The 20,350-nt window shown below is 44.5% G+C and carries 21 protein-coding genes; 8 read left to right on the forward strand and 13 right to left on the reverse strand.

The features are described from left to right. Window positions 1–165: 165 nt before the first annotated feature. Window positions 166–1,410: a Zn-dependent hydrolase gene (locus OSCIL6407_RS0113415; protein ID WP_007358244.1), complete on the reverse strand. Its 1,245-nt coding sequence runs from the start codon at window positions 1,408–1,410 to the stop codon at window positions 166–168. Window positions 1,411–1,800: 390 nt separating this feature from the next. Here OSCIL6407_RS0113415 and ilvC point away from each other — a divergent pair, with 390 nt between their 5' ends. Further along, a complete protein-coding gene (ilvC, locus tag OSCIL6407_RS0113420) occupies window positions 1,801–2,799 on the forward strand; it encodes a ketol-acid reductoisomerase (protein ID WP_007358243.1) in 999 nt (332 codons plus the stop codon). A gap of 214 nt (window positions 2,800–3,013) precedes the next feature. Here the strand turns inward: ilvC and OSCIL6407_RS32585 are convergent, their stop codons facing one another. Next, window positions 3,014–3,247, reverse strand: coding sequence for a hypothetical protein (locus OSCIL6407_RS32585; protein ID WP_071592466.1), 234 nt, complete (start codon window positions 3,245–3,247; stop codon window positions 3,014–3,016). A gap of 455 nt (window positions 3,248–3,702) precedes the next feature. Between OSCIL6407_RS32585 and OSCIL6407_RS0113430 the strand changes: the two genes are divergently transcribed. From OSCIL6407_RS0113430 to OSCIL6407_RS0113440, 3 genes are all read left to right on the forward strand, one after another. Continuing rightward, window positions 3,703–5,145 (forward strand): methyl-accepting chemotaxis protein, encoded by a 1,443-nt coding sequence (locus OSCIL6407_RS0113430; protein WP_007358242.1) that lies wholly within the window; start codon window positions 3,703–3,705, stop codon window positions 5,143–5,145. Window positions 5,146–5,309: 164 nt separating this feature from the next. Next, a complete protein-coding gene (locus tag OSCIL6407_RS0113435) occupies window positions 5,310–6,143 on the forward strand; it encodes a phosphate ABC transporter substrate-binding protein (protein WP_234708831.1) in 834 nt (277 codons plus the stop codon). 102 nt (window positions 6,144–6,245) lie between these two features. Next, on the forward strand, window positions 6,246–6,464 hold the full coding sequence (locus tag OSCIL6407_RS0113440) for a DUF2283 domain-containing protein (RefSeq protein ID WP_007358240.1): 219 nt from the start codon (window positions 6,246–6,248) through the stop codon (window positions 6,462–6,464). Between the two features lie 74 nt (window positions 6,465–6,538). Here OSCIL6407_RS0113440 and OSCIL6407_RS0113445 read toward each other — a convergent pair whose 3' ends face one another. From OSCIL6407_RS0113445 to OSCIL6407_RS0113475, 7 genes are all read right to left on the reverse strand, one after another. Beyond that, window positions 6,539–6,781, reverse strand: a complete 243-nt coding sequence (locus OSCIL6407_RS0113445) for a hypothetical protein (protein ID WP_007358239.1) — start codon at window positions 6,779–6,781, stop codon at window positions 6,539–6,541. Next, the gene (locus OSCIL6407_RS30675) at window positions 6,762–6,947 is read right to left on the reverse strand and encodes a BrnT family toxin (protein WP_019487326.1); all 186 of its coding nucleotides are present in this window, start codon (window positions 6,945–6,947) and stop codon (window positions 6,762–6,764) included. Before OSCIL6407_RS30675 ends, OSCIL6407_RS0113445 begins: the two co-directional genes overlap by 20 nt. A gap of 38 nt (window positions 6,948–6,985) precedes the next feature. Next, window positions 6,986–8,644 (reverse strand): alpha/beta hydrolase, encoded by a 1,659-nt coding sequence (locus OSCIL6407_RS0113455; protein WP_007358237.1) that lies wholly within the window; start codon window positions 8,642–8,644, stop codon window positions 6,986–6,988. A gap of 280 nt (window positions 8,645–8,924) precedes the next feature. Then, window positions 8,925–9,332 (reverse strand): hypothetical protein, encoded by a 408-nt coding sequence (locus OSCIL6407_RS0113460; RefSeq protein ID WP_007358236.1) that lies wholly within the window; start codon window positions 9,330–9,332, stop codon window positions 8,925–8,927. Between the two features lie 30 nt (window positions 9,333–9,362). Continuing rightward, window positions 9,363–9,860 carry a hypothetical protein gene (locus OSCIL6407_RS0113465; protein ID WP_007358235.1) on the reverse strand — a complete coding sequence of 166 codons (498 nt, stop codon included), beginning with the start codon at window positions 9,858–9,860 and terminating at the stop codon, window positions 9,363–9,365. A 51-nt stretch (window positions 9,861–9,911) separates the two neighbouring features. After that, window positions 9,912–10,418 carry a hypothetical protein gene (locus OSCIL6407_RS0113470; RefSeq protein ID WP_007358234.1) on the reverse strand — a complete coding sequence of 169 codons (507 nt, stop codon included), beginning with the start codon at window positions 10,416–10,418 and terminating at the stop codon, window positions 9,912–9,914. Window positions 10,419–10,538: 120 nt separating this feature from the next. Next, window positions 10,539–11,933: an amidase gene (locus OSCIL6407_RS0113475; RefSeq protein WP_007358233.1), complete on the reverse strand. Its 1,395-nt coding sequence runs from the start codon at window positions 11,931–11,933 to the stop codon at window positions 10,539–10,541. Between the two features lie 408 nt (window positions 11,934–12,341). Between OSCIL6407_RS0113475 and OSCIL6407_RS0113480 the strand changes: the two genes are divergently transcribed. Both OSCIL6407_RS0113480 and OSCIL6407_RS0113485 read left to right on the forward strand, forming a co-directional pair. Further along, complete coding sequence (locus OSCIL6407_RS0113480) at window positions 12,342–13,595, forward strand: type IV pilus twitching motility protein PilT (RefSeq protein WP_007358230.1); 1,254 nt, start codon at window positions 12,342–12,344, stop codon at window positions 13,593–13,595. Window positions 13,596–13,663: 68 nt separating this feature from the next. Next, window positions 13,664–14,467 (forward strand): circadian clock KaiB family protein, encoded by an 804-nt coding sequence (locus OSCIL6407_RS0113485; RefSeq protein ID WP_019487330.1) that lies wholly within the window; start codon window positions 13,664–13,666, stop codon window positions 14,465–14,467. Window positions 14,468–14,555: 88 nt separating this feature from the next. Here OSCIL6407_RS0113485 and OSCIL6407_RS0113490 read toward each other — a convergent pair whose 3' ends face one another. Continuing rightward, window positions 14,556–15,521, reverse strand: a complete 966-nt coding sequence (locus OSCIL6407_RS0113490) for a protochlorophyllide reductase (RefSeq protein WP_007358228.1) — start codon at window positions 15,519–15,521, stop codon at window positions 14,556–14,558. A 417-nt stretch (window positions 15,522–15,938) separates the two neighbouring features. Between OSCIL6407_RS0113490 and OSCIL6407_RS35365 the strand changes: the two genes are divergently transcribed. After that, entirely contained in the window at window positions 15,939–16,091 is a 153-nt protein-coding gene (locus tag OSCIL6407_RS35365; protein WP_155523396.1) for a hypothetical protein, read from the forward strand. A gap of 173 nt (window positions 16,092–16,264) precedes the next feature. Here the strand turns inward: OSCIL6407_RS35365 and OSCIL6407_RS0113495 are convergent, their stop codons facing one another. Both OSCIL6407_RS0113495 and OSCIL6407_RS0113500 read right to left on the reverse strand, forming a co-directional pair. Continuing rightward, a complete protein-coding gene (locus tag OSCIL6407_RS0113495) occupies window positions 16,265–17,080 on the reverse strand; it encodes an acyl-CoA desaturase (RefSeq protein WP_007358227.1) in 816 nt (271 codons plus the stop codon). 137 nt (window positions 17,081–17,217) lie between these two features. Further along, entirely contained in the window at window positions 17,218–18,036 is an 819-nt protein-coding gene (locus OSCIL6407_RS0113500; protein WP_007358226.1) for an acyl-CoA desaturase, read from the reverse strand. A gap of 81 nt (window positions 18,037–18,117) precedes the next feature. Between OSCIL6407_RS0113500 and OSCIL6407_RS0113505 the strand changes: the two genes are divergently transcribed. Continuing rightward, a complete protein-coding gene (locus OSCIL6407_RS0113505; protein ID WP_007358225.1) occupies window positions 18,118–19,347 on the forward strand; it encodes a methionine gamma-lyase family protein in 1,230 nt (409 codons plus the stop codon). Between the two features lie 66 nt (window positions 19,348–19,413). Here OSCIL6407_RS0113505 and OSCIL6407_RS0113510 read toward each other — a convergent pair whose 3' ends face one another. Further along, the gene (locus tag OSCIL6407_RS0113510) at window positions 19,414–20,346 is read right to left on the reverse strand and encodes a M28 family peptidase (protein WP_007358224.1); all 933 of its coding nucleotides are present in this window, start codon (window positions 20,344–20,346) and stop codon (window positions 19,414–19,416) included. Between the last annotated feature and the right edge of the window lie 4 nt (window positions 20,347–20,350).

Here is a 20,350-nt window from a genome sequence, read left to right on the forward strand (position 1 = left end):
TCCTATAAGATTTACGCAGGTCGTCCCAGAAACCGGGTTTTTGACAAAATCTGTGGCTAACAACTAAGTATTTTCGTCAAAAAACCCGGTTTCTCTGGTTGGGTGCGTAAGTCCTCTCCTAAAAAAAGAGAGGCTTACTTATCTACAGTTTACTTCTACAGTTTCCTAAACTCGATAGTTCCGATCTAACTTCAAAAATGTTTGCAGCAATACGTTGGCTCCCTCGGTACATTGCTCTGGAGATGTATATTCATCTTCTGCATGGCTAATTCCTCCAAGACTGGGGACAAAAATCATCCCCATGTCAGTAAAACGTCCTATTTCTTGAGCGTCATGTCCGGCTCGACTAGGTAAATAGTAATAGCTTAAGTTTGATTCTTGGCAAACTTGCGCGATCGCATCTTGTATATGGGTGGCTGCTAGGGTAGGTAAGACGTGCAAAGTCTGAGCCATTACTACTTCTGTTTGGGTAGCAGATGCGATCGCATTAAATTCCTGTTTGATTTTTCCTAGTAAGTTATCTAAATGACTTTGGGAAAGGTCGCGCAAATCAATTTTAAAATCAACTTTTGCTGGTACAGTATTCGCTGCATTCGGTGAAACGTTGAAGTATCCTACTGTTGCTACTTGTTCTCCCGGAGTTTCAACTCCTATCTTATTTACAGCTAGTACCATTTGAGCAGCGGCAACTAAGGCATCTTTTCTCATGTTCATCGGTGTTGTGCCGGCATGGTTGGGACGACCTGTAACTGTTACTGTGTAGCGATATTGTCCGACAATTCCTTTGACAACTCCAATTCGATCGCCTGTATTTTCTAATACGCCGCCTTGTTCGACGTGGAGTTCTACGAAGGCTGCAATTTCACTAGGATTACGTTTGGCTGTTGCTATTTTTGACCAATCGCCGCCAATTTGTTCTAAGCAAGTTTGAATGGGAGTACCATCGTTGCGGCGGTAATATTCTGGGTCATTGAGAACATTGCCTGCCATTGCTTTACAGCCAATTACGGTACACTCTTCATCAGTAAAGACGATTACTTCGATCGCATGATTGAGTCGGATGCCATTTTCATGCAGGACTCGCACTACTTCGATACCTGCGAGCACTCCTAAAACTCCATCGTAACGGCCGCCTACGGGTACTGTATCAATGTGCGAACCTGTTGCCAGTGCGGGGGCTCCTTCTTCACGTCCGGCATACCTACCGATGATGTTTCCCGCTGTATCAATGCGAACAGTCATTCCTGCGTCTACCATCCAAGATTGTACTAATTGCCGAGCTAGCAAGTCTTCTTTTGTGAATGCTACTCGGCTTACGCCTCCGTTTGGTAATTTACCGATTTCTGCGAGTTGGTAAATGCTGCGATCGAGGCGCGAACCATTGACTACAGGGATTAATGTAATAGTCATAAAATATGCTCCAAATAATCTGGGATTGAGGCTAGGAGAAGAATTGAATAGTAGATTGCTGGCGCGATCGCTACTTGGAAGAAGACAAAACTTAGAAGTCAATCGTCAATCGCTAAAATGCACTCTTGAACGGGGATTGAGAATTTTTGAGGACACAGGCTACTTCTGTATACTGTATACAATAGCTCTCAAACAGCAGAGTAAATGTAGCGATTTATACAATTTGTCAAAAATTTGAGCGATCGCCACTGAGGAGAAGAGAGGAGTCAGAAATCAACCGTCAATGTCCCGCAGGATAAATGTGCCTGCGGACTATTAATTTGAGGATAAAATTGCTACAGTGAAAGTTTTGCAGTTATCACAACGCTCGCGCAGCAGGAGACAACCACTATGGCCCGTATGTACTACGATGCCGACGCTAACTTAGACCTCTTAGCCAACAAAACCATCGCAATCATCGGCTATGGTTCTCAAGGTCACGCTCACGCCCTCAACCTTAAGGATAGCGGCATGAACGTCATTGTCGGCCTATATCCCGGCAGTAAATCTGCAACCAAAGCAACTGAAGCCGGTTTGACAGTTCATCCAGTTGATAAAGCTGCCGCTGCCGCTGACTTCATTATGATTCTGCTTCCCGATGAAGTCCAAAAAACTGTTTACAAGCAGGAAATTGAGCCGCATTTGACAGCCGGAAAAGTGCTAGCTTTCGCTCATGGCTTTAACATTCACTTTGGCCAAGTTGTCCCCCCTGCTGATGTAGATGTGGTGATGGTTGCGCCTAAAGGCCCCGGACATTTGGTGCGGCGGACTTACGAACAGGGTGAAGGTGTTCCTAGTTTATTTGCAGTTTACCAAGACGCTTCCGGTCAAGCACGCGATCGCGCAATGGCCTACGCTAAAGGCATCGGTGGCACACGCGCCGGCATCCTGGAAACCAGTTTCCGCGAAGAAACCGAAACTGACCTCTTTGGCGAACAAGTTGTGCTTTGCGGCGGCTTAAGCGCGTTAATTAAAGCCGGATTTGAAACATTAGTTGCAGCGGGATATCAGCCAGAATTAGCATACTTTGAATGCCTCCACGAAGTTAAACTAATCGTTGATTTAGTAGTAGAAGGCGGCCTCGCTAAAATGCGTGACAGTATTTCCAATACAGCAGAATACGGCGATTTAACTCGCGGCCCTCGGATTGTTACTGACCAAACCCGCGCTGAAATGCGTAAAATCCTGAGTGAAATTCAATCAGGTCAATTTGCCCGTGAATTTGTACTAGAAAATCAAGCTGGTAAACCCGGATTTACTTCGATGCGTCGTCAAGAAGCAGAGCATCCTATTGAAGAAGTAGGCAAAGATTTGCGAGCGATGTTTAGCTGGTTGAAAAAGCAAGCTTAAAGCGAAGGAAGATGGGGAGCGGGGGAGATGGGGGGCGGGGGAGATGGGGAGCGGGGGAGATGGGGAGATGGAACAGGAAAGATAAAGATTTCCCCTCTGCTCCTCTGCCCCCCTGCCCCCCTGCTCCTCTGCTCCTCTGCTCCTCTGCTCCTCTGCTCCTCTGCTCCTCTGCTCCTCTGCCCCTCTGCTCCCCCGCTCCCCTGCCCCATCCCTCTCAAGGGCTGGGACTTGCCTTTTGCTCTAAGTTTTCTATATCCTTCTGTCTTTGCTCGTTGGTATTCTTCGGCTTCAACCACTTGGGCCATAGTCCGACTACAAAATTTCTGCTTTGTAAGCTAGCATCTTTTACAGGTTTAGGTAGAAAAGTAAAGCTGTCGCCCCACATAACAAATACCACAGCTAAGAACAGGAAAAAAGGAAGAAAGTTTTTTGATTTTTTTGCTGACATAAGTGGAACGGGGTTGAGGTGATCGATGTGCGCTATTTCAGTTGGCTCACTAATAATTACAAGGTAACATAAGGAGCAAGCTTAGAAGCAAACTAGCTCAGAACTTACGTATTAAAGTCGGAAACTCGGCTCCTCCGAACTCCCCTTAAAAAAAGGGCTGATTTTCCTCTGTTTTTAACGTAGTAGATTGCTTCGCTTTGCTCAGATTGCTTTATGCTGAGTAACTGCGCTGCGCTTGACTGGGCTTCGGGGTTGATTCAGCTTGCTTCTGACACTTGCAACTGCACTTTGCAGCTTATAATTTGAAGATAAAAGCGTTCGTCCGAAAGCAGCAGGGAAAAGATTTAGATTATAAGTATTTCCCGACTATTTTTGTCAAAATAGATAGGCAATCGTCACTTTTTAGATATATCCTATTTCCCACAATAAGGAAAACTACCTGCGAGGAATCAAATATGTTTTCTAATTTAAAACTAAAAAACCGCATTCTAATTGGATATGGTTTACCTATTTTATTTTTAATAAGCTTAGGCTCTCTTCTCTACATAGGTGCTGTTAGTCGAGATGCTATAGATCGGAAAGTAAAGCGTTCTCAAAACACTATTATCAGCATAGGAAATGTAACCCAAAGTCTGTCTATAATGATCCGTAATGTCAGGGGTCAGGTGCTATTTCCCCAAGACATTAGTTACCAAAATAGATATGAATTAGGGTTGGAGAATTTTCGCAAGGCAACCGTTGAACTAGATAATTCTTTTCAAGATAATGAACAGCAAAAGCTGCTGACTATCATGGTGACAGAAATAAATAGCTTAGATAGAATTTCTAAACAAGTGTTCGGATTGGTAAGAAAAGGCGATCTTGGTTATGCTAAAAATCTTACGGGTTCCCTACGGGTAAATGAAATCGATCGGGTACGGGAAGATATTCTCACAAAAGAACTTGCATTTTTAGCAAAAGCATCTCAACAAGAAGAAAACGAAACGCGATCGCTACTGGCATTGATTGTGATTGGTACGGCGGTGTCTGCAATAGGTTCCCTTGCTATTGGTCTTTGGGTTGCGTCGGATATTGGTAGGATGATGAATGGGGTCGCAGATGCGATCGCTACTTCTTCAGTTAAGATTACGGCTACCGTAGACCAGCAAGAACGCACTGCTAGCCAGCAAGCTGCTGCTGTGAGTCAAACCAGCATTACAATGGATGAATTAGGTGCATCCTCACAGACTACAGCCCAGCAAGCGCAATCAGCAGCCGCAGGAGCGCGTCAAGCTTTAAAGTTGTCTGAGGGAGGAACTCAGGCTGTAGAGCGTACTTTGGATGGAATGACGGCGCTGAAAGGGAAAGTGGAAGCGATCGCCAATCAAATTACCCACTTAAATGAGCAAGCTAACCAGATTGGAACTATCTCAGGTTTAGTGAGCGAATTAGCAAACCAAACAAATATGCTAGCTTTGAATGCGGCTGTAGAAGCGGTGCGTGCTGGCGATCGCGGCAAGGGATTTGCTGTTATTGCTAATGAAATTCGTCAATTAGCCGATCGTAGCAAAACCTCAGCCACCAAAATTAATAATCTCGTTGCTGATATTCAAGCTGCGATCGATTTATCTGTAAAAACAACGAATGAAGGCACAAAAACTGTGGATTCGGGGATGGAATTAGCTCAAGGAACGGCAGAAGTTTTTTCCGCTGTCGCTGATGCTATTAACGGTATTGCAGTTAGCACTCAACAAATTTCCCTTACCGCTCAGCAACAAGCACTCGCCGTTGAGCAGGTAGTTGATGCCATGAAAACTATTAATCAGGGAGCAGAAGAAAGCGCGATTGGTATTTCTAAAACGAAAGAAGGTACCGAAGAACTAAACCAAGCTTCCCAGAATCTCAAAGCAGTTTTGTAGTATGAGGGGTAATTGGTAATTGGTAATTGGTAATTGGTAATGGCTAATTGGTAATTGGGAAAGAGACTCCCAATTTTCCCTTTCTTCCTTCTTCCTTCTTCCTTCTTCCTTCTTCCTTCCGTTATAAGATTTCAGCAAATTAATCGGCAAATATTATGAAAATCATGCAAACGGTAATACAAGTTTCTCTTAGCTTTGCTACTTGTCTCTGGCTACAATCCTGTAGCCAGCCATCAGAGGTTATAGCACCACCAACTGCTACTCCATCGTCCAAGAAGATAACTTTAAGCGGTTCGCATACAATCGGATCTATTCTTTTTGAAATAGCCAAGCCCTATGAAACTGCACACCCCGGAGTTAAAATTGATGTGAAAGAAAATGCTACTTGGCGCGGAATTGCAGATGTACGCCAGGGGACTGCGGATATAGGAATGGTTGCTCGCTCGATGAAAGCTGATGAGAAAGACTTATTGGCTTCTACTATTGCTAAAGATGGCATATCAGTAACTATACACAGGGACAATCCAGTTAAAAGTCTGACAAACCAGCAGATTGTTAATATTTACACGGGCAAGATTAAGAATTGGCAAGAAGTAGGTGGGAAAAATCAGCCTATTTTGGTTATCCATCGCTCTGAGGGAGTGGCTGCTTTAGAACCTTTTTTGAATTATTTCAAATTAGAAAAAAGTGCGATTCGCGCTGATGTAGTTGTTACTGAAACGGACGAACTCGTGCAGGCTATGGTTGGGAAACCCGAGTCTATTGGTTTCAGTTCTATTGGTGTTGTAGAATCTATTAAGGACATTAAATTATTACCAATTAACGGAGTCGCCCCCACTAATGAAAATGTTAGTAGTGGTAAATTTCCCATTACTCGCCCTCTGAATGTGGTTACGAAAAATCCTCCTTCAGCTTTGGTAAAGGAGTTTATAGATTTTAGTCTTTCTCAGGAGGCGCAAGCAATTGTTAAACAGAAAAAGTTTGCGCCAGTGAAATGATCTTATTGGTAATTGGTAATTGGTAATTGTAAGAAAGAATTAGGAGTCAAGAGTCATATTCACGATCGCAGTGTATACTTTTTATTTTTGAGGTGAAAGTTTATGAAGATTAGTTATGATTCCGAAATTGATGCTCTCTACATTAGACTTGTAGAAGGTAAGCATCAGTGTCGCACTTTACAGTTAACTGAGGAAATTGCTTTAAATATTGGAGAAAATGAATTATTAGTAGGGATAGAAGTTTTAGATGCTACGGAAGTTTTAGGTGCAGGAAATATCCCTAATGTAGTGCTAGAAAATATATCTTTTACTGTAGCTTAAATAGGGAAGGCGATCGCTATTTGTGCAAGTATCGCTCTCCCTGGTATTCTTACGAAAAGCGTCTTTGTGTAAAGTTAAGCTGTGTCGCTGTTTGTAGCTTGTGGCATCGACTCAATTAACGCCCTTAGCACTTTATTAACTGACTCTGGTGTTGTAAAAACTTGAGCTACATCTTCATCTAAAACCACAACTTTTAATAGTGGCTTTCCCCCACGAGCTGCAAAGCGATTAGGCTTCGCTTTCTTGTAATCAAAGTGATACTCAGCTAGAAGCTCATCATCTGGATTGTGTGAGTCATCAAAAGGCGTTTTGCTCATAATCCTCACGCTCTCTTCGAGTGGCTAAACGGACACTGATAATGCGAATAACTTTATAGCGTTCGGTGAAAGAAATCAACAGCAAGCGATTGTTTTGAGAGTGACCAATAATCATCTCTCGCCTCTCACCCATTGAGTTAGCTTCATCATCAAAAATAACAGCCAAGGAATGAAAGATCGCCCTTCATTAATTTTTACAGATACCTATTGCTCCTGCTTAAGAAAACTTTGTACTATGGCCTCAGCTTCAGCAGGAATCTCCGTCACTAACCGCACTGGAATTGCAGATGTAGAGGCAAATTGTGCATATTCTGGTGTTAGAAATACTGCATATTTCTCAGCATCGGGAGTGAGTTGAGCGGCCATTGCCAAACTAATAGCTTTAATGTAGTTGCGAACGCTAACGGCGCGAACACCGACGACTTCATCCCCTGTCACTGCTGTACTCGGTTTATCTGCTTGATCTAAAGTCGCGCTGGGATCTTTTACGCTCAAATGCGTGCCACCAACAAAACCAACTAGCCATTTCGGAGATGGAATTTTGGAAAATCCTGCGATTTGTTCGATTAAGGCGGGGGTAGTTTTGTCGGCGGAGGCGGCGACTACGAGGGTGGGAACTGCGATCGCACTCAATCCTGTTTCGCCAAATAGTAAAGATGTGGTAGGATTCATCGCGATCGCTCTTTTAATCCGAGGATCGCGTAGTTGATAGCTATCTTGTGGAAGTCCAGCCGCCGCGCACTGAATCCCTTCTCCTAAGCTGAATGTAATTAATTTGCTTTGACAGCGTTGTTTGAGCCTTGTCAGTTGCATTTCTGCGCCTGCAACTGATAGTGCAGTCGCTCCGCCGAAGGAATAACCAACTATCATCGCATTGTCTGTGGCTAATTTCCCTCGCAGGGAACCATCACTTTGATTGAGTTTGGCCAGTTCATCGAGGACAAAGCTGATATCTTTGGGTCGATCTATAAATTCTTGTGCTTCTAAAATTAATCCTTTACCTGCGATCGCAGCATTAGTATGATCTGCGTTACTACCGGGGTGTTCTAAGGCCGCGACTGCATAGCCGTAAGAGGCTAAATGCTCTGCTAAATACTGCAAGTCAGTGCGGATGGAACCCAAGCCGTGAGAAAATACAATTACTGGTTTGTCAGCAGTTGTCGCCGCTGACGAGTAGACATCGAGGGGAATGCGGCGGTTGCGTTGACTGTCATACAAGTCTAATTTAAGTACCTTTACAGAGTTAGGGCCAGCTTGGGTGGGATCGAAGGGTAGTTTGATATTGGGGTTGGTGGCCGCTAATTGAGGCGCGATCGCAGCCATGAACCGCTGGGTTTGCCAAAAACCTGCATTTAAGTTTTGCATAACTGCAAAGGCGCGATCCAAGTCAACGATCATCCGCTGGCCGGGATAAGCTTCGATAAAGCTGAGTACAGATAGACCCTCTGGCGCTGTCGATCCCAGTACCATTGCGGCTCGTAGCGCTTGCACCCCCGCACCATCGCGCCGAGGCGTGACAGTAGCGAGATCCGCGAGGATACCGGTGCCAATTTGGGTATTTAGCAGGTTGCTAACAGTGACGACGTTGAGTTGAATTTTCGTTTTCAGAGCACCGTAGATTTGGCTGCGCTGTTGAGATGAGAGCAACGCAGCATAGTTTTGCAGACTTTCTGGGAGTTTTCCCGTTTCCACAAGCGATCGCAAGTCAGCAACAGCGATTGACGACTCGAAAATTCCTTTACGGATGACAAGAGTTTCAGCAGCTTGTACAGGGGTTGCGATCCAGCCCAGGCTGCTGAGGGCGATCGCGCTTGCTATACTTACTGCTGAAGACAGGCATCTGAATTTGGGTCGCATAATCATCTTTAACTCGCTCGGACTATATGTAGATATATCACCATACTGTCAAAAGTTTTCCGTGTCGGGTAAACTTCTGTAAAGGGAATAAATCTCGCAGAGAAGAAGAAACCCAAAGTGCGATCGCCTAGTTAATCCGATGATATGAGAATTACTTGATTATTTGCACCAGCTTGTAGGGTGCGTCAGACGAAATTCTACAGCGACGATCGAGGGTGACATTTACTGACGTACCCTACCATATATGCTAGTTTCGTAAGTTCTGTAATTGTGCCTGACTCAAAATTCAGCTTTTTTTCAAACAGTTCTCTGCAACCTTGACCTTAAAGGTTGTACCCGACTTTTTAGGCAGCCATCCTATCTGTAATGCCTGTTGTATCCATAATGCCACATCTGAAGGCCTAACTGGGTTGATTGCATACCTCCGCTCAATTGTCCAAGCTTGAATTTTTCCTGATTCATTTTGAAGTTGTAGAGGTACAAGTTCACTATAAACTAGACTGTATCTCTGTGGATGGGGACGATCCGTCACAATTACTAGCACCGAGCCAGGTTCTTGAGCGTGTTCGACTGCAACGTGAAGAGATCCCTCCAGGTTCTCTGCTTGCATATTAGCTGCTTGCTTGCGGATGAGCCAGATGAATGTTTCGCCTTCAACAACTATTTTTCGCGCGCCTTTTTTCGGGATAGACATTTATCTCACTTGCCTTATAGTTATGCCGCCTCAACGCTTCGGAATTATTCTATAAACACTTTGCATGAAATTCTCATATCCATTTTCTGGAAGATCGGAGAAATCATTTGCTGCCAGCATATTAAATGATAGCATTGCTGTACAGTCAATACTCGAATCATCCAGGCACGCTTTGATGAAATAGGTTGGATAAATTATTAATGAACGGTTTGGTGAAACTACTCCATACCAATCTTGACCATCATCTTGAATGCAAACCCACTCCCAACTAAATTGACGAACAAGCTGATTTCCCCACACTATACCTAAACCCAATGCAACATCAATCGGATCGGGTTTGTGAGTAAAATACTTTTTGAAAAAACTATCAGGCTCAGTTTGCCATTGATCTACGAATGAGTCTACTTTTTGAACAATCGCATCCGGGTTGGCTGAGGGAAGTATTTCTAAGTTTCCTAAAGTTTCTACCGATAAAGCTTGGATCTCATTTGCTTCTTCTAGATCGAGTGGACGTTCTTGGATACTCATAGCAACTCCTAATTTTAATAATGAAACAGCCCTGCTTGACGGTAAGGCTAATTATAATAATCCAGCATTTTTTAAATCATCATTTTGCGCTAATCGTACAGTTTCTATGGATTGATATCGATGTCCATCAATTGTGTATATCAAACCACACTGCGTGCATTCTAAGACAACTTTTTGTGCTTCTGTATCAAACAAAGCAGACAGTTCTAATTTTCCACATCTCTGGCATTCAACATCTACTGATAAAACAACAATCTCCCATAATTGATCTCGCAAAATTGCCACCATAGACTGTTCGCTTGAAGGCGCGAAATCTAGAAAACGCTTAATAATTTCGGGGGTACATTCCGATCGTTCAATTGGATAAGAATTAGGGTCAATGTTTATTAACTCTTCCAGTCCATATTCATCAATTAGATGTGGAGACAACAACATTTTGTTTTCTTGATACCAAGTTCTAAGGTATTGGAAGATGAGTAGAGCAGTATCTTGCTCATCTATCTGGGAAATAGTTTTGCAAAATTCGTGCCACGCTTTTCGGCAATTTTTACTCATCATTAGTCTATTAAGGTACTGGATAAGTTGTAATTAAGTTGCCCGCCCCATCAGTAATGATTTGTATCTTACTTGTTTGGTTCTCACCGAATTGAGGGTCTACGTAGCAGTAGAAAACTATGATTAAAAATCCAAAACCGGAAAAGGTTTCGCCGCTTCAATCTGAGCCGCTAAAGCAATTAAAGTAGCCTCTGCCCCCGGTTTACCAATAATTTGAATTCCCAAAGGCAAACCATTAGTATCTAAACCAGTAGGCAGCGCGATCGCAGGTTGACCGCTAGCATTAAAAGGCGGACAAGGAGCAATCCAGTGAATGATTTTTTCTAATGTTTCCTCTGGAGTCAAATTTGCCCACTCGCCAACTCGAATTTGTGGGTACATATAAGTCGGCAATACTAGCACGTCAAAGTTATCAAAAAAACCGACAATCCGGCGGGCAATAACTTGCATTTGAGACACAGCTCCCAGATATTCTCCCGCAGAACGAGTTCGATCTAATAGCCAGCGATTCATCGGTTCTAGTGCCGGGGCGGGAATACCGCTAGCTGCTACACCCGACTGCCAAATTACACTAAATGGCTCAATTAAACCAGCGAAATCAGGACACCCAGGTTCAATATTATGACCTAATTCTGATAGTAACTTTACTGTATCTATCACTGCCTGCTGACACGATGATGAGACTTCCCCTAGAGGAGCAATTGTCGTGGAAAAAGCAACTCGCAAGTTACTCAATTTTTGGTCAGCAGCCTCTAAAAATGATAATTCTGGATTTGGCAACCAGTAAGGATCGCCTGTAATATAACCAGACATTACATCCAAAAGTGCCGCCGCATCTCTGACAGTCCGAGCTAAGGGGCCATTTGTAGAAATACCACTTTGATAATCACCAACAGGCGCGTGAGAAACTCGCCCTCGCGTGGGCTTAATACCTACCAAACCGCAACAGAAAGCCGGGCCGCGAATTGAGCCACCACCGTCAGAACCTTGAGCGATCGCGCATAACCCCGCCGCCACCGCCGCCGCCGCCCCTCCGCTAGACCCCCCAGGCGTATAATCCAAATTCCAGGGGTTGCGCGTCGGTGGAAAACCTTCCGGTTCCGTATATGGCAAAGAACCCACCTGAGCCGTTGCAGTTTTGCCCAGAATATTGAATCCAGCAGCTTTAATCTTGGCGACTACACCATCATCGTAGGTGGCAATGTTGGACAGCAAAGCAGGCACTCCGTAGGTACAGCGCACGCCTGCAACAGGAGTGAGGTCTTTAATCGAAATTGGCACACCGAAAAAAGGTGGGAGACTTGCGCGATCGCTAGTTCTTGTTAACTGCTCAGTTTGAGATTTAGCGAGTGCGATCGCCTCCTGGGCCATCACAGTCACATAACTACCCACTTGGGCATCCAATCGCCCGATCCGTTCCAAATAAAGCTCCGCGAGCTCCAGGGGCGACACCTCACCACTGCGGATCGACCGCGCCTGTTCAAGGGCCGAAGAAAATGCCAATTCTACCGGATTCATTATATTTGCCTAGAGAACTAACGCCTGCTACAGAGGAGTCATTTTAACGATAAAGATTCTGTAAATCCCAGCTTTTAGCAAAACTTTAACAATTTTGACACTCCCCGATCTAAACCACTCAGGAATCCTCAAGGAAAAATTTTGGGGAATAAATTTACAAAAACTTGATAATCGCTACTTTTTTATCAATCTTAGTAAGATCTATCTTAGGATGTAGAAAAACTTTACTGCCATCCTGCTAAAGAAAGAATATTTGATTGCCCGGTCTGGGAGTCAAATCCCCTTGAAATAGATCGGTCTGAATAGCTAAGCTGTTCAGTAAAGCGCACAGCAGCCTAATTGACCCTTGCCCAACCTGGATAAATCCTTTGTCCAAACAACCTTTCCCCTAAACAAGGTAGCGCACTTATGACACAATCACAGCGTCCGCCAGCACCCCGTCCTCCCGTTCCCGGCGCTCCCCCACCACCCCCCCCAGGAGGAAGACCTCCAGTACCTGGCGTACCCAAAGCAGCAGCACCACCGCCACCACCAGCAACACCAGCCGCTCCACCTCCAGCCGCCGCACCCCCAAGTTCCACAGGCCCGGGCCTCGCCGCTGGTAACGTCACCTTGAAGGAGATGGTGATGCGAGCCAAAGAAGAAGGCATTTCTGACCTTCACTTGGGAGTAAATGAACTTCCCCGGTTCCGCAAACGTGGCGACATTACCGATGCCGGTTATCCCGTAACCGATTTAGATACTTTTATGAGTTGGCTGCGGGAGTGTATGAGCGATGAAGAAATTGCCTACTTCCAGAAAAACTTAGACTTTGACGGCGCTTTTGACTTTGGCTTTACTCGCATTCGGATCAGCGCTTTTGACTCCTTAGCTGGCCCAGCAATGGTATTACGTCTAATTCCAGCCGAAATTTTGACAATGGAGCAATTGAGGCTACCAGAGGTCTTTAGGAAAGTATGCGGCTACCACAAAGGCTTAATTTTGGTGACGGGGCCAACAGGTTCTGGGAAATCCACCACAATGGCCGCAATGATTGACTATATCAATAAGAACAAATCCCATCACATCATTACCATTGAAGACCCCGTAGAATTTGTACACACAAGCCGCAAATCTTTGATCAAGCACCGGGAAGTCGGCCGACATACCCTCAAGTTTGTTAACGCTCTCAAAGGAGCTCTGCGGCAAGACCCGGACATGATGCTAGTAGGAGAAATTCGGGACAGAGAGACGGTGGAAATCGCTCTTAAAGCCGCCCAAACGGGTCACTTAGTAGCAGGGACGCTGCACACGAACAGTGCTATTAAAACCCTGACTCGGATTCTGGATATGTTCTCCTCTGAAGAACAGCCAGCGATGCGGGTTTCAATCGCTGAGTCTTTGGTGGCAGTCATTGCTCAATTACTATGTAAAACTACAGATGGTAAGCGGGCTGCTTTCCACGACATTCTGATCAATACCGACGTGGTTAAGGAATACATTCTCAAGGGGCAGAATGAGGAAATTAACCAAATTATGATCAAGGATACTTATGAGGGTATGACGACAATGAACAAGTCTCTGTATACACTCTATCAAGAAGGTCGTATCACTGAAGAGATTTGCATTGAAAACTCCCCTGCTGCGAACGAAATGGCTCAAATGCTCCGAGGCCGAGTTTGATCGCAAATAAAAATGTTAACAGTTGACTGTTAACTGTTAACTGTTAACAATTTCTTTGGTGTTTTTCTTTGAATTCTGACCGCCAGCCCTTACCACAACTTTTTAAAGGCATTGCACTTTTTACGCCAGGGGGAGATTTAATCTACTGTATAGACCCCAGCAAAAAAAGTCGATGGCATTTGCATTTATGTGCAGCTCTACAAGAAATGCTGGGTTTGTCAGAACCTCCCCATTTTCTCGTCCCTTGTTACACAGCAACTATTGACCGATGGCTCGATCCCCAGACTCAGCAGATGCGAATTTCGGCTGAAGCTTATCCCCCAGTTCTGCGACATCAAACTTTACTGAATGCGGTGTTTGAGACTCAAGATTTAGTTTGGCGCGTCCGTATTGAGGAACTTTGCAATCCAATGGTGATCGCTACTTATTACAACCAATTTCCTGAACTTTGGGAAAATCATGAGTTAATTGTACAGTTTCCGAGTGGTGAATCTCAGTCGGAGAGTGAGATAGGAAGCTTACTGGCGCTGCGGCGGCGGAGTGGGGGAGTTGCGCGATCGCTTTATGCAGATGCGGAAGCTACCCCGCCATTAGAAACTCAAGGATATGTCTTGCGTTTGTTTGTCTCTGGTAATAACGCCGCTACTGAAAGGACTCTTAAGACTTTGCACCAACTTTTAGATCAAACTCTGGGTCAACCCTATACTTTGAAGGTGATTGATGTTTTTAAACATCCAGATCAAGCAGAAGCGGATCAAATTTCTGCTACGCCTACTTTGATTAAAGTGTGGCCGCGCCCGGTGCGCCGGATTGTGGGAGAGTTAGGCGATGTTGATAAAATTTTGCGCCTACTTGCGGTTTCAGAGGTTTAAATTGGTAATTGTTAACTGTTAACTGTTAGTTGTTAGTTGTTAGTTGTTACCAATTACCAATTACCAATTACCAATTACCAATTACCAATTACGCAATTCCTACCAATTTAGCACTAAGATCCCACATCCGCTCAGCTTTCTCATCATCTCTTGCTTGGGGAGAAACTGTTTGCACAAAAGATTGACCATCTTTCTTCTGTCGATTTCCCCAACTCCAATAAGCACCAGATTGACGATATTCAGGATCGGCAACTACCGCCGCCACGCGCTCGCCAGATAATTCTTCCGACACGAAACCACCAGTAATATACTTCTGGAATAATGGGAAAATTTTCTGAAACAAAGGATAGTGATTGCGGAATAGAGGTGTTTCCGCAACACAGCCGGGATAAAGAGAAGTGAAAGTAATTCCCGTAGATTCGTGATAGCGGCGATGCAGTTCGCGCATCGTCAGCACGTTGCAAACTTTACTATCTTTATAGGCTTTGACCGGTTCAAATTTCTTACCATCAATCATCGAGATTGGTGCCTTAAAACCCTTTTCAAAACCTTCAAGATTGCCCAAATCTGGTCGCGGTGGAATCTTCCCGCCCAACTCGTCTGGGTTATGGGTGACAGTTCCCAAAATTACCAACCGCCGATCGCGAAAGCTGGATCTCTTCATATCCTCTAACATCAGGTTACAGAGGAGGAAATGACCAAGGTGATTTGTGGCCATACTCAATTCAAATCCGTCTGGACTTCGTAAGGGTTCCTTTAATAAAGGCATATAAATGGCAGCGTTACACACCAAAGCATCCAGCGATCTACGACTTGCCCGGAAGTTGTTCACAAACTCCCTAACGCTATATAAACTGCCTAGATCGATGTGCATTAGCGTGTAGCTATCGGTGGGCATTCCCAACGCTTCGGCTGCTTTTTTTGCCTTGGGTAAATCACGACAGGCCATGACTACGTGCCATTCCTTCCTTTTGGCAAAGGCTGAAGCAGCGTACAAACCGACTCCTGATGATGCGCCTGTGATTACAACTGTTAAATTTCGCTCTTGTGCCATACTGTTGTGAATTCGGTTAAGTTAGGGCTTACGCATTATTTACGTAATTCTGTCATTGCGAGTGAAACGAAGCAATGGGTACCTTTAGTTTTTTGCTATTTTTGTTTGTGTAAGTGCTATGACTGTTGTTGACTGTCTCTAGGCTGGGATTTACAGGTCATTTATATTGAGGCGATCGCACACCTGACCTGAATTCTTACGATTTAAAGATTGGGGTCAGTCGATCTAAACTCCTTTTAGCAATAACTTTTAACTTGTAACCGACAGCAGTATAAATTTTGGGTGGGCGACTATCGTCCTCCCATCGGTTGTAATAATAGTTCTATTTTGTTCGTATAGCCATCCTCAACCTGATTGCTGGTAACAATCAGTATTTTATAGGTCGAGCATGGCTTTTGTGTTTCTAGCTGGGTGTAGATGTCAATACCTTCTAATGCTGTGCGATCGCAGCCAGCGTCTCAATCAACCACAGCCACGACTCACAGCTTTGGTGGCAAATTATTACCTACTCAAGGTTTCAGCTATCCTAGATATAAATTTTACCTATTAACCTATCAGTTAGGTAAGTAGGTAAAACGGATTAACCATTAGCTATTAACCATTAGCCATTACCAATTAGCCATTAGCCATTACCAATTAGCCATTAGCCATTAGCTATTAACCATTAGCCATTAGCTATTAACCATTAGCCATTAGCCATTAGCCATTAGCAATTAGCCATTAGCCATTAGCCATTACCAATATTACTTTTGCACCAGTTTCACCTTAGTTGCTAAACCAAGTGCTTGTAGCAATTGAATTGTCATCCAAGTTAGGTCTATCTCCCACCATTTTAAACCGTGACGAGCAGAGTATTGAAATGCGTGGTGATTGTTGTGCCAGCCTTCACCGTAGGTAACTAAAGCTACCCACCAGCAGTTAGTAGAACTGTCACTTGTCTCGTAAGTGCGATAGCCAAATTTATGAGTAGCGCTGTTAACAAACCAAGTACAGTGATATACTAAAGCCAGACGAACAAAGATTGCCCAAACGACAAAAGGTAAACCCCCAATTAACAACAGTAAAAGACCAAAAGCAATCTGAATGGGGAGAAAATAATTTTGGAAAAACTTATAAACTGGGTCGTCAGCAATGTCTTTTGTACAGCGATCGATGGTGTCAAGAGCAGGACAATGATAAAACATCCAACCGATGTGACTCCACCAAAAGCCGCGCCGAGAATCGTGGGGGTCTAAGGCTCCTTGATCGGAGTGTTGGTGGTGGACTCGGTGCAATCCCACCCAGTGAATTACTCCTCCTTGACCGGAAAGGACACCGCAAAAAACTAGAAAATATTCTACCCATTTTGGTGTCTGAAAACTACGGTGGCTAACTAGGCGATGCCATCCTAAAGTGATGCCTAAACCGCCTGTTACCCAGTGGAGAATAATGGCTAAACTAACGGCTGCCCAGTTAAAATTACTTGGGAAGAGGGCGCACAGGGCTCCAATGTGAACTACTGCCAAACTAATAATGTGCGTCCAATTGAGTTCTAGTTTGGGTTCGGTGGCAATTGTCATGCTCGATCTGGATAGAAAGTTTTGAGAAGTAAATGAGTTGTTTTTTTTGAGCGCAGACTCTCGGTAATGAGTTCGGTTTAGGCAATCAGCAATAGATTTCGATCCGTTACCAATTACCCATTACCTATTACCGATCGCTAATTTTCTGCTTCTGCGAGTTTTACTTTGGTGGCTAAACCAAGTGTTTGCAAAAATTTAATTGTCATCCAAGTCAGATCTATTTCCCACCATTTCAAACCGTGACGAGCGGAGTATTGAAAGGCGTGGTGGTTGTTGTGCCAACCTTCACCGTAGGTGAGGACTGCTACCCACCAACAGTTAGTGGAGCGATCGCCTGCATCATAGGTACGGTAGCCGAATTTGTGGGTAGCGCTATTGACCAGCCAAGTGCAGTGAAACACGATGACTATGCGTGCAAAAACGCCCCAAACTACAAAAGGCCAACCGCCTAAGAAGTAGAGCAAGATGCCAAAGGCAACTTGGATGGGTATAAAGTAGCTTTGGAAAAATTTATAAACTGGGTCGTCAGCAATATCTTTGGTGTAACGGGGGATTTGATCTCTGATCGGCAGCTTGTAGAGCATCCAACCCATGTGACTCCACCAAAAACCTTGATTGGAATCGTGGGGATCTGGTTCAGTATCGGAGTGTTGGTGGTGCAACCTGTGCATTCCTACCCATTCGATGGGGCCGCCTTGGCAAGAGAGGGTTCCACAAAAAACCAGGAAGTATTCCAGCCATTTTGGGGTCTGGAAGCTGCGGTGGGTTACTAAACGGTGAAATGCCAAGGTAACGCCTAAACCGCCTGTTACCCAGTGCATAAATAGGGCTAGGGCGATGGCTGGCCAGCTAAAGTTACTAGGCACGAGAGCAAACAAGGCTCCAATATGGAGAAATGCCATAAAGCCTATGATTGTCCAATCAGGGCTAAGTTTTGTTGAAGTTGCGATCGTCATGAAGATAAAAGGTTTACTAACTAAGGGGCCGCATCTGCGCCATAATAAACACCGCGCACTCAGATAGTGAGCGAGGTGAGGATGAATAGCACTGAACGGCTACAAGAAGCAGAGCAGGCACTCTTTCAGATTTTTTCTGGAATTGGCGCGACAGTCAAGCAAAATCTCAAACGAGTTCTTGATGCCTTTCGCCACCATCGCGTAGGTGTCCACCATTTTGCAGGAGTAACAGGCTACGGTCATGACGATTTGGGCCGTGAGACTTTCGATCGCGTGTTTGCTGACATCGTGGGGGCCGAGGCCGCTGCGGTGCGAGTCCAGTTTGTTTCGGGAACTCATGCGATCGCTTGCGCTTTGTTCGGCACTCTCCGTCCTGGAGACGAAATGCTGGCAGTAGCAGGTGCTCCCTACGATACCTTGGAAGAAGTTATTGGTCTGCGGGGTCAAGGTCAAGGTTCTCTAATTGAGTTTGGCATTAGTTACCGCGAGTTGCCTCTGAGTAAGGATGGAAGCGTGGACTGGCAGGCTTTAAAATCTGCTGTTACAGACAGAACTCGCCTCGTTTTTATCCAACGTTCCTGCGGCTATTCTTGGCGACCGAGTTTATCAATTTCTGATATTGAAAAAATCGTTCAAATAGTCAAGCATCAGAATTCTAACACAATTTGCTTTGTAGATAATTGTTACGGAGAATTTGTAGATGAGTGCGAACCCCCAGCGGTAGGTGCTGATTTGATTGCGGGTTCGCTGATTAAAAATCCAGGTGGTACGATAGTGCCTGCTGGGGGCTATGTAGCAGGTAGAGCCGATTTAGTAGAGGCTGCAACTTGTCGGTTAACAGCGCCGGGAATTGGTAGTGCTGGGGGTGCGACTTTTGAGTTAAATCGTTTGCTATTTCAAGGTTTATTTTTGGCACCGCAGTTAGTGGGAGAAGCGATGAAGGGGAATCATTTAACTAGCTATGTTTTTTATAATTTGGGCTATAAGGTAAATCCCATGCCTGCGGCAAAAAGGCGAGATGTAATTCAGGCGATTGAGTTTGGTTGTGCCGAAAAGTTGGTGGCTTTTTGTAGGGCAATTCAGCAGAATTCTCCAGTGGGTTCGTATTTAGATCCTATCCCTGCACCGATGCCGGGATATGAGAGTGAGCTGGTGATGGCTGGTGGTACTTTTATTGATGGGAGTACCTCGGAGTTTTCTGCCGATGGGCCGTTGCGGGAACCCTATATTGCTTTTTGTCAAGGGGGGACGCATTGGACTCATGTTGCGATCGCGCTGGAAGCTGCGATCGATGCTGTGGGGCCGGCTTAGTTAGTAAAGGTTTGAATTTTGAATTTTGTAGGATATAAACTTGAGTAGGGTTTCGATTACCTCAATCTAATTAACATCAACTCCCACCAAATCAGCCACAACTTTCTCTAATCCAGCTATCACTTTCGCCGTCCGTTCCCAATCAACTTTATCAGGTGTATCTTCAGAAGTATGATAAAAAGGATAACGATAAGGAGCCGTATCAGTCACCATCAAACCAGGATAACCATGCTGCCAAAAAGCCCATTGATCTGACCAACCCACACCGGGAATAACACCAGGAATTGCTGCACCTTCCGAGGGAAATTGAGCATGGCGGCGAAAAGATGCGATCGCATCTCTCACCAGCTTACTTGACCCCGTATTACCAATAAATCCAATAAAATTCCCAGAAGTAGGATAAAGTAGATTTAATGGCGCTGGATATTTCTGACTATCCTGAGCATCTGAATAATAACCAATTGTCTCTAAACTCAACATCCCTACAATCTTTTCATTACGTTCTCTACATCTTTTCGCATAAACTAAACTTCCCATATTCGCAGTCCAGAAAAAAGGCGGTTCCTCATTGACAAATTCAACAAAACGCAGTGTTCTGTTGAGTTTTTTATCCGCAAATATTCTCGCTAAAGCCAAGACTCCCGCCGCCCCAGTTGCATTATCATTCGCCCCAGGACTACCTACCACCGAGTCATAGTGTCCGCCAACTACCACAATTTCATCTGCATTTTTACCCCCTGGAATCTCTACCTCAATGTTATAATAAAATCTATCATCAATTTTATATTCTTGTCGTTCCACTTGATAGCCAGCAGATTGAAATGAAGTTGATAAAAAATCAGCAGCTTCGGCAAGTTTCTGATATTGAATAAAATTGCGTTCTCCAATTTCACCAGCTAACTTTTCTACATCGCGGCGTAAAGTATCACGCATCAAAATTTCCTGTGGAGTTAAAGGGGGAATTGTCCCCTTATAGCTTTTCCCTGGCATGGCAATCATAGTT

This window comes from Kamptonema formosum PCC 6407 (genome assembly GCF_000332155.1).
Taxonomy (GTDB): Bacteria; Cyanobacteriota; Cyanobacteriia; order Cyanobacteriales; family Microcoleaceae; genus Kamptonema; species Kamptonema formosum.